The organism is Flavobacterium tiangeerense (assembly GCF_007830355.1).
GTDB classification, from domain to species: Bacteria; Bacteroidota; Bacteroidia; order Flavobacteriales; family Flavobacteriaceae; genus Flavobacterium; species Flavobacterium tiangeerense.
This window is the reverse complement of the sequence record NZ_VLKO01000005.1, coordinates 41,609-55,541: the sequence shown is the minus strand read 5'-3', so window position 1 is coordinate 55,541 and position 13,933 is coordinate 41,609. Positions and strand designations below refer to the sequence as shown.

The window sequence follows — 13,933 nt, the reverse complement described above, 5'->3', positions numbered from 1 at the left end:
ATTATCTGTTAATTTCGAAATCTTTTATAAGCACCCCATCAAAATAAGCCACATAGGCAGCCATTACATCTTTTACTTTTTGTGAATTGTCTTGTAAATAATTGCACAAATAGACATCTAAAGTGAGCTGGTTGTACTCTGGCCAAGTGTGAATACAAATGTGGGATTCTTTGAGGCAAAATGAAATAGTGAAACTCCTATTTTCGAAATCATGAACTACGACACCTACTTTTTCTAGCGAAAATTGAGTCAAAATTTCTTCTGTAACCTTAGTGAAACCGGCACTATCCGTTAATTTTTGAGAGTCCTGAACTTGCAAGGTAACTAGTTTATGCAATCCAGGAGAATAGGTCGTAAGGTTCATGTATTCGTAATGAAAAATTGAAATGTGATTTTGTACTGTACGAATATATCTCTTTTATTTTGAATAAAAAAAAACCTCAAATAATTTTCATTATTTGAGGTTGTATGTTGGTGGTAACTTTTGCTTAATTTTCAGGAGCTAGTTCTAACTCTAATCCTTCTAACTCTTCGGTAATTGGGATTTGGCATCCCAAACGGCTGTTTGATTTAACATAAAAAGCTTCAGACAGCATAGCCTCTTCATCATCACCCATTTCTGGCAGGGCAACATCATTTAAAACATAGCATTGGCAAGAAGCACACATAGCCATACCGCCACAAGTTCCTTCTACAGGAAGTTCATAAGCTTTACAAAGCTCCATAATATTCATTGCCATATCTGTAGGAGCTTGTAATTCATGCACTACTCCTTCTCTATCTTTTATTTTGATTAATACATCCATGCTATTCTAGTGTGTGTGTGTTACGATTATGTTGTTAGTTGCGCCCGCGTGAAGGATAGAAGCAATCCGCCAAAGCGGAGCGGATAGCCTGACCGTTTTATTGAAATAGGCCACTCAGTTGTACTACTGGTAGCCTATTTTAATAAAAGGGTCACGCCATACTGATGTTATAAAATATTGACAACAGTCTCTATTTGAGGAGCAAATTTTTTGATGGTTGTTTCAACACCTGCTCGCAGCGTCATTTGGTTTACGCTACAACTGGTGCAAGCTCCTTCAAGACGAACCTTTACATGTTTGTCATCTTCAATGGAGATAAGTGTAATATCGCCGCCATCTGAATTCAAGAAAGGTCTTATTTCTTCGAGTGCTTTTTGAACTTCTATTGTTAATTCTTCTGTTGTCATTTTCTTTATTTAAAGATTGAAAGATTAGAAAATTGAAAGATTATAAATCATTTTCAAAAGATTCTAATATTATTTTTTTACAGCTGAGCAACCGGCCATTGTTGTTATTTTTACTGCTTCGGTGGCTGGTAAACTCTCGTTTCGAGCTACTACCTCTCGCACTACATTGCGGGTTACCTCATCAAAAATATGTTCTACTACTGAGGCCATTTGCATGGCTGCAGGACGACCATAATCTCCAGCTTCGCGAATAGATTGTACAATTGGAATTTCCCCCAAGAAAGGTACGCCTAAATCCTCTGAAAGATTCTTAGCTCCTTCTTGACCAAAGATGTAATATTTGTTTTCTGGTAACTCTTCGGGTGTGAAATACGCCATGTTTTCAATAATTCCTAAAACAGGAACATTGATAGCTTCAGACAAGAACATGGATACTCCTTTTTTGGCATCAGCCAAAGCAACCGCTTGTGGTGTACTTACTACAACGGCGCCGGTAATAGGCAATGATTGTACAATAGATAAGTGAATATCTCCTGTTCCTGGAGGCAAATCAATAAGCATAAAATCAAGTTCTCCCCAATCAGCATCAAAGATCATTTGGTTCAAAGCTTTAGAAGCCATGGGTCCTCTCCAGATTACAGCTTGGCTTGGCGCAGTAAAAAACCCAATAGATAGAATTTTTACCTCATAGCTTTCTACTGGTTTCATTTTAGACCTTCCATCAACGGTAACTGATATTGGTTTTTCATTTTCAACATCAAACATGATAGGCATAGATGGTCCGTAAATATCGGCATCTAAAATCCCTACTGAAAAACCCATTTTTGCTAATGTTACAGCTAGGTTTGCTGTAACTGTTGATTTACCTACTCCTCCTTTTCCAGAGGCTACGGCTATAATATTTTTTATTCCTGGTATTGATTTTCCTTTAATTTCTGGCTTATCAGCTACTTCAACTTTAGTATTAATTTTAATTTTGGCATCAGCCGAAACCAATTCAAGGATCGTTTTTTTGATATCATCTTCAGCGCGTTTCTTGATGTGCATCGCTGGTGTATGCAAGACTAAATCAACAACTACCTCATCTCCAAAAGTGATTACGTTTGTAATTGCACCACTCTCTACCATATTTTTCCCTTCGCCAGCTATAGTAATTGTTTCTAAAGCTTTAAGAATGTCTTTTCTATCTAATTTCATTTCTCGTTAACTGTTTTCACTTGGTATTTGCACACCAGAATATTATCTTTATTTAAACTGATTTCAGATTACAAAGATAGGATGAAAAGTTAATATTTTAAAGTATTTGTATTGCATTTATTGATTTATCAATCAGTAGGAATTATAACTGATTTTCAGTTTAAAATTGTTACTCAACAGCTGTTTTGGGCTGCCAAAAATGTTTCTTAAAATCAACAATCTGGTTGTCTACTACCACAATCCCCTCGTTTTCTAGAAGTTGCTGCATTAAATTGGTGCCATCAAAGTGCATTTTGCCCGTTAATAGTCCGTTTCGGTTGACAACTCTGTGTGCAGGTACATCCTCAAGAGTGTGTGATGCATTCATGGCCCAACCCACCATTCTGGCTGATCGCGCTGCTCCTAGCGCTTTTGCAATAGCGCCGTATGAAGTTACTTTGCCGTACGGTATTTGCCTTACGATATCATAAACACGTTCAAAGAAATTAGTATCAGTCATGATTGTGGAGTTCTACAATGAGTTACAAGAATTATCCCCAATAGTATCGAACAATATTCACTAAGGTGACAAGAGATATCAAACCTGTAATACTGCCAATTATAGTATTCATGTTGCGCATGAGATAATCTGTCTTGTCTTGAATTTTTTGAAAAAAAGTAATGTAACAATAAAAGACTAAAAAAGACCCTAACACAACCCCAGAAACAAAAATAAAGACATGAGTAGTATCAAAATAAAATAAATTGTAGGAAGCAAGTGTAACCCCCACAAACACATAATACGGAATAGGGAAAAAATTAAGTGCAGAGAGCAGCATGCCTAAGAAAAAACGTGTAGACGTACTTCGTTTCTTGATTTTGTCTTTTTTCTTAACCGGTTTTTTGGCTAAAAACAAAAAATAAATGGTGAGTAAAGCAAAAATTCCAAAACCTATTTCACGCAAGAGCACAATAACATCTGGACGTTCTTTGATGAATTGGGCAAAAAAAAGTGCTAAGGCCGCCTGAAAAAAGATCACAATTACAGCTCCTAGTACAAACCAGTAGGCACTACTTTTGCCTTCCTTGATATTCACTTTGGCGGCAGTCATATTGATTAAACCCGGAGGTGTAATGCCTACAAAAGCGGTAATAAAACCCAAAAACAAGGAAGTGATTAAATTCATAGTCAAAGTGCTAGTACAGAAATATCTGCATCAAATATAAAACTATTCTTTGATTTTGAATCGAATATATGTTATTGCTTTGTTAATTTCTAAGTATTGTTTTTCGTAAAAAGTTTGAAAAGCAGTTACTTCCTCTGGACTTCCTTCATTAACATACACATTGTGATTGGCATACAAAACCTCATGACCTTCACCATGTAGCAAGCCTAGCGTGTAGCCATGCATGAATTCACTATCGGTTTTTAAGTTTACAACACCGTCTTTTTTGAGGATTTTTTTATACAATTGCAAAAACTCTGAATTTGTCATTCGGTGTTTTGTTCGCTTGTATTTTATTTGTGGATCTGGAAAAGTGATCCAGATTTCATCTACTTCGTTTTCAGCAAAAATATGGTTGATGAGTTCAATTTGAGTTCGAATAAAAGCCACATTATACAATCTGGTTTCAACCGCTGTTTTGGCTCCACGCCAAAAACGAGCGCCTTTGATATCGATACCTACAAAATTTTTGTTTGGATATCGTTCTGCAAGTCCCACAGAATATTCGCCTTTTCCGCAACCTAGCTCCAGAACTAATGGATTGTCATTTTTAAAAAAATCAGTATTCCACTTTCCTTTCAACGGAAATAAATCGCCTACTACTTCTTCTCTCGTTGGTTGAAAAACGTTATTGAATGTCTCGTTTTCTTTGAACCTCTTTAATTTATTTTTGCTTCCCACTTTTTTTGAATATTTGGGCAAAATTAAGGAATTATATAAGATAGAATGTCAAAGTAGCAAAAAAATGAAAAATCAAGAGACAAACTCTCGAAAACGAAACCTATTTGTTGCTTAAAAAAGTACCACCTCTTAGTTTTTCATTCCTTTAGCCTTGAGCTTATCGATAATAATCGACTCGCTTGCTGCTTTCAATTCGATCACTTTACTGAAATTTTCATTAGGAATGGTCATCGATAAAACATAATGCTGTATTTGCCATTGGTTACCCACTTTTACCAAAACACCAGATCCTCTGCAAATTTTCATTTGAGTGTCAAGCAATTCATCAAACCAAGCTGTAGTTCCAGTTTTATCAAAAAACAAATGTCGTTCCAGCGGTGTAAAACTCCAAGCTTTACCTTTATCAAAATGAGGTTTTGCGTAGGCTTGAAAGGCTTTTTTATCCCAATTCTCTGTTGCATCGGTGCCAATAAAAACAGCATCATCGGTCATTAAACTAAAATAGTCTTTATAGTTTGCTTCTGCTGCGGCTTTATGCCAATTATTAAGTACGGTATGAATGGCGTCTTTATCTTTTTGCTGTTGTGCTGTTGCAAAAGGTGTTCCCCACACAAAAAATACTACTGCAAATAAACACACAGACTTACTGAAAAACATTGCTTTATTCATGATTTTTGTTCCATTTAATTTTAATTTTCCCATCGACATCTGCGGCTAGTAAGTGCAAGACGATGCCTTTGGTACGTTTTTCATCTCGCTCTTTATCCGTTGCGAGTAAGTGATCTTTTTTAGGATTTCGCAATGGAATAGTCATAGCCAATCGAGTTCCTCGACCATACGAATATACTCCTTTTGCATCTAAATTCAGCATATTCGAACTCACTTTTAAAGCGTTTACCTGAATTTTTTCACCATTTATTTTAAAATCACCTGATAAATCACTGAAGGAAATATTATTTACATCCCGAAAAGGAAAGGCAAACTTAGCAATGTTAGTAATAGGTTTAAAATCTATCAACGCTCCTTTTACCACTTCAAATTTGGCTACACCTGTCATGGAGTTGGTTTTAAGCTGTCCGCCAGGTTGCAGCTGTCCTTGCACTGTAGCAGTAGCAGTAAGCTTCCCTTTGACATTGCGAGGTTCAAAAGATGTGATGCCAAAATTGTTCAATCCTTCTAAAAACTGAGTCAGGTTTACTTTCTGTATTTTTGTTTCCGACTGCCATTTAAAATGATCTTTTTCTGGAGTCAATTGCCCTTCAAAATCTACAGTTCCGCCTGCACATTGCACGCTGCCATTATTTACGCGTAAAGTATTATTTGCCAATACAATTGTTGCTTTGGTTTGGGTAGCCACAAGTTTGCTGTACGTCATTTTATCTGCTTTTAGCTTTAGTACAACTTGGCATTTATCTATGACTTCATATAACTCTTCCGAGAATGAGTCCTGTGATTTTTCTTTAATGACTGGTTTACCACTACTACTCGTTAGGGCTCCTATACATTGTTTCACATCTAAAAAAGGAGCGTATATATCCCAATTTACAACCATTTTTTCTGGATTTTCATAGTACAGAGTCATGAAATTGTCTATTCGTCCCTCCATGAAAACCGAGTTGCGATTGTCCTTGAAGTTAATTTTTTTAATGAGCAACGCTTTTTCTGTAAAGTCAAGTTGTATATCGGTTTTAAGAAACGTGAGATTTCGTGGGCCATAATTTACGATAGCATCTTTAACATAAACATTCCCAGTAAACTTGGGTTTTTTAATGCGTAACTTTTGAACATCAAATTTAAAATCTAAGTTCACTTTGGCTTGACCGCCAGAAAAATGCATCAATTCTTTATTGATCACTTGATTCAATTGTGTAATCGGGAAATTAGATCGAAAACTTCCAGCTGCTTCTGTTTTCTCCAAATTCAAAATGATTCCGATAGGAATTTCAAAAGGGATGGTTTTAAACTTTCCTTTCATATCGGTAATCGTAATGGCTGAATTAGCATCATTGAAACCCGCTCCTTTTTTATAATTATTAGTAAACGTAGCATCAAAAGTACAGGCTGTAATTAGCCCATCAGGAAGTTTTAAATCATTGTTTTTTATTTTGGCTTGTACTATAATTTCTGGATCCCCTGTTTTACTCATGTCTCCGTTTATAGTACAGCCCACCTGAATGGGTTTTTTAAAATCAAATTGATTTACCTTTTCACTAATATTATTGCTCAATAAACTTGAGGCTTCACGCCAAAGCAAGGTCGCGTTTAACGCAATTTTAAAAGGTGATGTATTAGGGTCTAAATTAAAACGGGCATCAACCTCAAAAAACGTATTTCCTATGGCCAGTTCCTTAGACACCACAGCAATGGAATTACTTTCGGCATTAAAATCTAAACCCAAAAGGCCTTCCACTTTTTTATTTTCTATAAAACTACCTCTTTGTGTGTTAAATGCCATGCTTCTTGCGTGCGTACTCAAATCAGCAAAGGCATGCCAATTATCTCCATCATATTGTACTTTACTTTGCAAAGAAATGAAATCAAAATCAAACAGTTTGTGGTTTTCTTGATGCTCAGATATAAACCGAACTTGGCTTAAAATTATTTGATCAATAGATGGTGGCGAGTTCTTCTTGTCCTCTTTATTTTTGGGTTTAACCCGAAACAAAAGCGTATTGTCTAAACCGTTTTTCCCTTTAAAAAGATGGATTTTGGCCTGCTGAATTTCAATTTTATCCATTTCGATTTGGTTACCCAAAAGTGCTACGACGTTCAATCGCAACTCGATTTTTTCGGCACGAAGCAGCGTCCTTTTGTGCGCTTGCCACATGCTATCTTTTACTACAACTTGGCTTAAAGCCAATGTCATGCTAGGAAAACCCTTAAACAACTTATAATCTATGTCACCTATGACTACTGATGCAGTGCTTTTTTCATTGATTTTAGCATTTACAAGTGCTACAATTTCTTTTTTATGGCTTGTAAAATACCATGAAAATAGTCCGGTAACTAGACCCAATACAGCCACAAGTACCACTATAAAAATACCAAGACCCTTTAAGATTTTCTTGTAAGGCATGGCTTTGAGATGGTTTATTATATTCAAGATTCTTTTTTTCATACTACAGGGTGCATTCCGTCAAAATAAAGATACAGGATTATCAGCTTTATATCTTTGGCCACAGCCTGAAATACAAAACTATTTGGCACCAAAAAGCTAGTCTATACTCACAACAGTATCAAACAACAAAATAGCGCCATAAAAACTAGATATTAGTTACAAGTATTTGCGCATTTGTTGTATAATTATTGGATTAAGCCTCTTGTTATGTAAGCCTAATACAGTTAAACAAAACAAAAATTACTTTGCAAAACGTTTATTTACAGTAATTTACTATTTTTACTTTTTGAAAAAATTTAAAATAAAACAAACAGTAGTAGTCTTGCCACAAGCTTGACGCTATTCCATTGTGGTCGGCGAGGTTCCTATTTGCCTTAATTTTGCATCACAAAACCGCTGTTTTTAAAATATTATTTGGTCTTATGAAAAAACTGTACGTTACCGTATTTTGCCTTGTTTTTATCTTGTTCCTGACCTTTGTTTCTTGCAAGAAAAAGGAACTCGCCACAAACGCTACAAAAAGCACTCCTATATTTGAAGCCACTTTTGATAGCACTCAAATCCAAACTTTTTTTACCCAGCATCCCGCCTTGCAACAGTATCAAACCGAAGTGGCGCAATTGTACCGCAAACATCAGTTCAAGTATATTTGGTATGATAAAAACGGCATCAATGAGTTTGCTGGCGTTATGTACAATAAAGTCAACAACATCAGTGAAGAAGGCGTGCGAACCAAAATACCCTACAAGGAAAAACTGGATGCTTTGTTCACAAGTCCTGCCGAAACTAAAAAACCCAATATCAACACGGAGTTGCTGTGCTCTGCGATATATTTCTTTTATGTAGACAAAGTATTTCATGGAATTGATCCAGAGAAATCTAAAGAATTAGGATGGTTTCTACCAAGACAAAAACAATCCTACGTGGACTATTTGGATTCCTTATTAGTTGATCCTAAGTTGATTCATAAAAATGAAAAAGGTGCCATCAAGCAGTATTATTTATTAAAAAACGTTCTTGAAGAATATAGAAAAATAGAAAAAAAAGGCGGCTGGAAACCCATTCCTATTGACTCTACTGTTGCGTCCTACAAACCCGGAGACAGCGCAGCCACCATTGCAGCCATTCGCACCCGCTTGTTTATCACTAAAGATATTTCTACCGATTCTAAAAGTGCTGTTTATGACGATGAACTAGCCGAGGGAATACTGCACTTTAAGAAAAGAAGCGGCAATCTCTTGAACAAAAAGATTTTGCCAAAACACATTCGGTACATGAATGTGCCTGTCGAAAGTAGAATTAGGACTTTAATGATCAATATGGAACGCTGCAGATGGATATCAAAAGACATCACAAAATCCAAAGAACTGATTGTAGTTAACATTCCTGCCTACGAACTTACTTTTTTTAGAGACGGAAAACCCGAACTCCAGTCGAAAGTTGTGGTGGGCAAGACCCTGAATAAAACAGTGATTTTTAGCGCGCCCATGAAGTATATTGTTTTTAGACCGTACTGGAATGTGCCGCAAAGCATCATTAAAAAAGAAATCTTACCCGCTATTACCAAAAACCCCAATTACTTGGAGCAACACAATATGGAGTGGAAAGACAATCTGGTGCGACAAAAACCCGGAAATCATAATTCTCTAGGTCTTGTGAAATTTTTATTTCCCAATTCAAATTCAATTTACTTGCATGATACGCCCTCCAAAGGTTTGTTTGGCAGAGAAGACCGCGCTTTTAGCCATGGATGCATTCGGGTTGCAAAACCAAGACAACTAGCGGCAGCCATCATGAAAGACGACCCAAAATGGAATCCTGAAAAAATTAATGCCGCCATGGATACCGGCGATGAAAAATGGTACACCCTAAAAAATAAAATTCCGGTTTACATAGGTTATTTTACCGCTTGGGTAGATCCAGATGGTGTGATTCATTTTTACGAAGACGTGTATGAGCGTGATGAGGCGCTAGCCAACTTACTGTTTGATAAATAATCAGTTCCAGCAATGCTTTTACGTATACACCCGAAAAAAATGACACTATCTCCATAAGACAGTGTCATTTTTTTTTAGTGTGCCAAAAGGCTATGGTTTAAAACGTTCTAAAACTAGTTCATCATCTAATTTGTTGTTTCAACTATTCTTTTAATATATTATTATCTTCTTTTAAAACTTTAGCATTTTGTGGGCTAACAATTTTTTTACCCGTTTGTTCTTCAATTTGCTTTCGGGTATTTCCAGCAATTTCACCGCCTTTTCGGGCAATTCTTTTATTATCTGCAAAGGTTTTAGGATTGTTTTCTTTACTAATCTCTGTTGTGGTTGCTTACGCCAACATATTTAAAACCAACTCTAAGTTGGTCATATTATCTCTTAGGTTTTCTTTTTTTAAGCCTTTTAAATTCTTGTACTGCTTTACTGTGTTTCCGCTCCAAGCTTGGGTAATTATATCAGTAAGTGAAGCAAATTCCTGCCCTTTTTTAACACCTCTATTTTCCCATTCATCGGTGAGTTCTTTTCTAACTTCGATGCTTTTCAAGCGCTGATTAATCCATGCTGTAGAGTATCCTAATTTCAAATAATTTTCCATAGCACGATCAATCGCCTTTTCTGGATCTTGACTCTCTTCTATTCGTTCGTAGCCTATTTTAGCTAACCATTGTTTAAAAGGCTCTGCTTTTGGCGAAGGAATAGATTGAATCAAACGGAATAGTTGCTCTGTATCAGCAACATCTGTTAAACGCATTTTACCATCAGGAGCTACCATTTTCAAACCGTTACAATTTGTAACGGTTTCATTTCCCTCAGCCAAAAGTCGTTTTTTTAAAACACGCCAATACACTTGTGGATTATTACTATCAGTTAAAGCAGCAATGATATCTACAATGGAGAAAAACCATTTCTCTTGTTCATTATCCCACAAGGAACGTATTTTTTGGCTTTCGAATAATTTTATGTTTTCCATTATTTTGTTCTAATAAATTTCGTTTTCTCAAATGGCTACTTTTCAATGCTTTTTGGAATCACAGCGAGAATACTAATTTACTATTAAAATAATAAAAACTACTATTGCAATTCTAAAGATTCTTAACCAAAAAAAATGACACTATCTCCATAAGACAGTGTCATTTTTTTTAGTGTGCCAAAAGGCTATGGTTTAAAACGCCCTCTTTTTCTCGAAAGAGGTTTCTAGTACTTTTTTTATTTTATCAAGTGCGCCGTGAAAAGCTTTCTCAGTAGTATCGGCGTGGTTTGTTACTGCTACAGGCTGCATGTTTATAGGTCTAGCCTCAATGGTACAACGCTTGTCATTTACTCCGCCTTTGTCACTATTTTCATCTCCTAAATGCACCTCAAGGCGAGTTACCTTTTCCTCAAAACGAGCCAAAGTAGTGGCTACCTCATCTTGGATATATGATTTTAAGCGTGCATGTCCCTCTACGTTATTGTCTGTGTTGATTTGTACTGTCATAATTTTTATTATTTAATGTTCTATTCTCAAATTTACCGATTGCTGTATGAAAAACCGAACACCTTAATAAAATATTGGGAAAATAAAAGAGAGAATTTGTGGTATTGAGTAAAGGACTGGATTCTAGTTTAAGATTTCAAATTTGAGTTTTTTGAGGATTAAAGCCGATGTAATAAAAAAGGTTCTGTACTTTTTTACGGTAGCGATTACAGAGATTCTATAACAATTTTGCAAAGCGTATTTCAGCTTTAGTATTGGTAATGCTAATAATTCGCAGGCGTATTTAACGTCGATTTGGTTTAGCAAGATCCATTATTTTTTAAATCGTATTTGTATATTAATTTTAAAATTTAAATCATTTTCAGCCTGATATAACCAACCATAATAATACTTTTTAGTACCTTTTTTGGTTCTTGGATTCCCAGGATTGTTTTCATCCTCACCTGTTGAGGCTTGTTCAAATACAGTATTATTAATCAAATAATTTCTAAATAGATTAAAATCATATATGTGGAAACAAACAATTTCCCCATCATTTTTAGCGATTATAACTCCTCCAAAAGAATCATATTCTCCTAACCATACTTTTTCAGAGGTCATTCCCATTGCACATTCTGCTAAAAATTTCTTAATTTTATATTCATACATTTTTTGTTCAGAAACTTCATTATTGTAAAAATTTAAAGGGTCTTCTTTTTCTAAGATTTCAGCGACTTCTTTTACAGAAGATTTTCCGTAAATCCATCTATAGTACAAAGCAAAAGCAATAATTTCTGGAAGATCTCCATCTATCATTTTTAAATTTTTCCATAACTGAAACGATTGAATCTTGTCAAAAGAGATAGAACATTCTTTTTCTAACAATTCTTTCAATCTAAAGGTGATTTTAGATTTTCTTTCTGGCGGTTTTAAAGTGTATGAATTAAAATCACTTACACTCATTCCAAGATCGCCTTCAATTTTGTATATAAAATTATTTTTCGGTCCAGTATTAAACAATGTCGAATCAGAACCAATTAAAGATTTGATACTAAAACCTAAATCCGTTTCTTTTGCTAATCTATGATCATAAATTTTTAATTTAAGATCTGATTTTACATTAGATTCAGCTTTAAGTTTTTTGATTAAGGAGTTATCGATAAAACTATTAGCTTCTGAGATATTAAAAGATAAACCGCTATTACTTTTTATACCGTTGAATATTTTATTTGCAATCTCTTCAAATTCTATTAAAGTGTGTGATTGTAATAGAAGTTTTTCTTCATTAACAACTTTTATAATATTTATTTGTTCATTTCTATCAAATTCTAAAACATAATCTTTTTCATTTTTAAAAGCCTTTATAACGTCATATATATTATTCAAATCCTTATTCAAATTAATATCCGACTGATATAATTTTCCGTCAGCTATTAACTTTACAAGAACATATAACTCACTCCAATCACCTTTATTTCCTTTAATCATAATTTAGCTTTTATCAAATCAATAATTTTTTGTGCTGTTGCTTGAATAGCTGGAACCGCAACGGAATTCCCAAATTGTTTATAAGCAGATGCATCAGCAACAGGAATTATAAAATTATCTGGAAAACCTTGCAATCTTGCCCACTCTCTTGGAGTCATTTTTCGTATTCCTTTACGATTCACTTCGCCTTTAATATGAGTAGTTGGGGTGTAATCTGTTATTCGATTATCAATAACTAAATTTCTCTCTCGACCCATTCCACCGACTACAATAGCATTTGAAACTTCATTGTCTTGTATAATCTCATATCCAAAACCATTACCTTTATTTGCATGCCTCTCTTTGTGACTTACTAGAGTTTGCAAATACTGAGTTGATAAATAATATTTCGTAGGAACTACATTTTCCTCTTTTATTTCTCCGAAAAAGACTTTTTCTTCATAAGGCTCAGGATACGAAAATGAATTAATATTGAGATCATTTCTAAAACCAACTATATAAATACGCTCCCGATTTTGTGGTACTCCAAAATTCTTAGCGTTTATTATTTGCGGCTCTGGAATAAAATATCCTAAGTCATTGCGCAAAACATTTAAAATTGTCGCTAAAGTTTTTCCACCATTATGATTTCTTAAACCTTTTACATTTTCTAAGAAAATTGCTTTTGGTTTTTTATTCTTTATTATTTCTGCTACATCAAAAAAAAGCGTTCCTCTTGTATCTTCAAAACCTCCTCTTTTACCTGCTATTGAAAAAGCTTGACAAGGAAACCCAGCACACAATACATCAAAATCATCTGGTATATAATTCTTAGTTCTTTCTTTTGTTATATCTCCAAATGGTGTTTCTCCATAATTTGCTCTATACGTTTTCTTAGCATTTTCATCCCATTCAGAGGTGAAAACACATTTTCCGCCCAGATTTTGCATGGCCATTCTGAATCCACCAATCCCTGCAAAAAGGTCTATAAATTTAAAAGTATAATTTTTAGGTGTTGGAAATGGGACGGTTTCGACTTCAAATAGTAATTGTTGTAATGCTTCTTCTGAAACAAGATTTAAATTTTCTTCTTCATTTTTATACTCAACAATTTGATCAATGTACTCTGATGCTTCTTCATGAAAGTGATCTTTTACACCATTATCATAATTATGCAAATAATGAGTTATAACCGCTTTTCTATTATCTTCTTCATCGACGAAGCGAATTTTAAATTTTTTCTTATCAAACTCTTCAATTGATATACTCTCTTTCATTTTCATTTCTTAAAATTTTTATCGTTGAAGAACTCCATAAATTCAGTATCGAGAGCTAGGATGATTTTCTCAATAATTTCAATAGAAACATTTCTTTTTCCCTTTTCGATGTCTGAGATATAATTTCTGTCAACATTCGATATGTTAGCTAGTTGCTCAATAGAGAAACCTTTATTCTCTCTTAATTCTTTTACTTTATGACCGAATTTTTCTTTAATATCCATATTTGATAAAATTACTTTTACGCCTACAATTGACCCGCCTACAATTGACCTCATTAATTTTTAGTTTTCAACTTGATTTTTTAAAACAGAAATAATCT

At 34.6% G+C, this 13,933-nt stretch carries 15 protein-coding genes; 1 reads left to right on the top strand and 14 read right to left on the bottom strand.

Annotated features, from left to right (window positions below):
* Position 1: 1 nt before the first annotated feature.
* From IQ05_RS06495 to IQ05_RS06455, 9 genes are all read right to left on the bottom strand, one after another.
* Positions 2-364 (bottom strand): S-adenosylmethionine decarboxylase family protein, encoded by a 363-nt coding sequence (locus IQ05_RS06495; RefSeq protein WP_144891216.1) that lies wholly within the window; start codon positions 362-364, stop codon positions 2-4.
* A gap of 124 nt (positions 365-488) precedes the next feature.
* A complete protein-coding gene (locus IQ05_RS06490; protein WP_086453350.1) occupies positions 489-806 on the bottom strand; it encodes a 2Fe-2S iron-sulfur cluster-binding family protein in 318 nt (105 codons plus the stop codon).
* 167 nt (positions 807-973) lie between these two features.
* Complete coding sequence (locus tag IQ05_RS06485) at positions 974-1,213, bottom strand: NifU family protein (protein WP_073205171.1); 240 nt, start codon at positions 1,211-1,213, stop codon at positions 974-976.
* A 69-nt stretch (positions 1,214-1,282) separates the two neighbouring features.
* On the bottom strand, positions 1,283-2,410 hold the full coding sequence (locus IQ05_RS06480) for an Mrp/NBP35 family ATP-binding protein (protein WP_144891214.1): 1,128 nt from the start codon (positions 2,408-2,410) through the stop codon (positions 1,283-1,285).
* A gap of 169 nt (positions 2,411-2,579) precedes the next feature.
* The gene (locus IQ05_RS06475; RefSeq protein ID WP_144891212.1) at positions 2,580-2,909 is read right to left on the bottom strand and encodes an MGMT family protein; all 330 of its coding nucleotides are present in this window, start codon (positions 2,907-2,909) and stop codon (positions 2,580-2,582) included.
* 31 nt (positions 2,910-2,940) lie between these two features.
* Complete coding sequence (locus tag IQ05_RS06470; RefSeq protein WP_086453353.1) at positions 2,941-3,576, bottom strand: LysE family transporter; 636 nt, start codon at positions 3,574-3,576, stop codon at positions 2,941-2,943.
* Positions 3,577-3,618: 42 nt separating this feature from the next.
* A complete protein-coding gene (gene trmB / locus IQ05_RS06465) occupies positions 3,619-4,296 on the bottom strand; it encodes a tRNA (guanosine(46)-N7)-methyltransferase TrmB (protein ID WP_144891210.1) in 678 nt (225 codons plus the stop codon).
* Positions 4,297-4,425: 129 nt separating this feature from the next.
* The gene (locus tag IQ05_RS06460; RefSeq protein WP_244289537.1) at positions 4,426-4,965 is read right to left on the bottom strand and encodes a nuclear transport factor 2 family protein; all 540 of its coding nucleotides are present in this window, start codon (positions 4,963-4,965) and stop codon (positions 4,426-4,428) included.
* Positions 4,958-7,414: an AsmA family protein gene (locus tag IQ05_RS06455; protein WP_144891208.1), complete on the bottom strand. Its 2,457-nt coding sequence runs from the start codon at positions 7,412-7,414 to the stop codon at positions 4,958-4,960. Before IQ05_RS06455 ends, IQ05_RS06460 begins: the two co-directional genes overlap by 8 nt.
* 422 nt (positions 7,415-7,836) lie before the next feature.
* Here IQ05_RS06455 and IQ05_RS06450 point away from each other — a divergent pair, with 422 nt between their 5' ends.
* Positions 7,837-9,411: a L,D-transpeptidase family protein gene (locus IQ05_RS06450; RefSeq protein ID WP_144891206.1), complete on the top strand. Its 1,575-nt coding sequence runs from the start codon at positions 7,837-7,839 to the stop codon at positions 9,409-9,411.
* Positions 9,412-9,742: 331 nt separating this feature from the next.
* Here the strand turns inward: IQ05_RS06450 and IQ05_RS06445 are convergent, their stop codons facing one another.
* The 5 genes from IQ05_RS06445 to IQ05_RS06425 form a co-directional block, all read right to left on the bottom strand.
* Complete coding sequence (locus IQ05_RS06445) at positions 9,743-10,381, bottom strand: BRO-N domain-containing protein (protein ID WP_244289536.1); 639 nt, start codon at positions 10,379-10,381, stop codon at positions 9,743-9,745.
* A 192-nt stretch (positions 10,382-10,573) separates the two neighbouring features.
* Entirely contained in the window at positions 10,574-10,888 is a 315-nt protein-coding gene (locus tag IQ05_RS06440; RefSeq protein ID WP_086453357.1) for an HPF/RaiA family ribosome-associated protein, read from the bottom strand.
* 312 nt (positions 10,889-11,200) lie between these two features.
* Positions 11,201-12,355 (bottom strand): HpaII family restriction endonuclease, encoded by a 1,155-nt coding sequence (locus IQ05_RS06435; RefSeq protein ID WP_144891204.1) that lies wholly within the window; start codon positions 12,353-12,355, stop codon positions 11,201-11,203.
* Positions 12,352-13,617 (bottom strand): DNA cytosine methyltransferase, encoded by a 1,266-nt coding sequence (locus IQ05_RS06430; protein WP_144891202.1) that lies wholly within the window; start codon positions 13,615-13,617, stop codon positions 12,352-12,354. Before IQ05_RS06430 ends, IQ05_RS06435 begins: the two co-directional genes overlap by 4 nt.
* Positions 13,614-13,889, bottom strand: a complete 276-nt coding sequence (locus IQ05_RS06425; RefSeq protein ID WP_244289535.1) for a helix-turn-helix domain-containing protein — start codon at positions 13,887-13,889, stop codon at positions 13,614-13,616. Before IQ05_RS06425 ends, IQ05_RS06430 begins: the two co-directional genes overlap by 4 nt.
* Positions 13,890-13,933 lie beyond the last annotated feature (44 nt).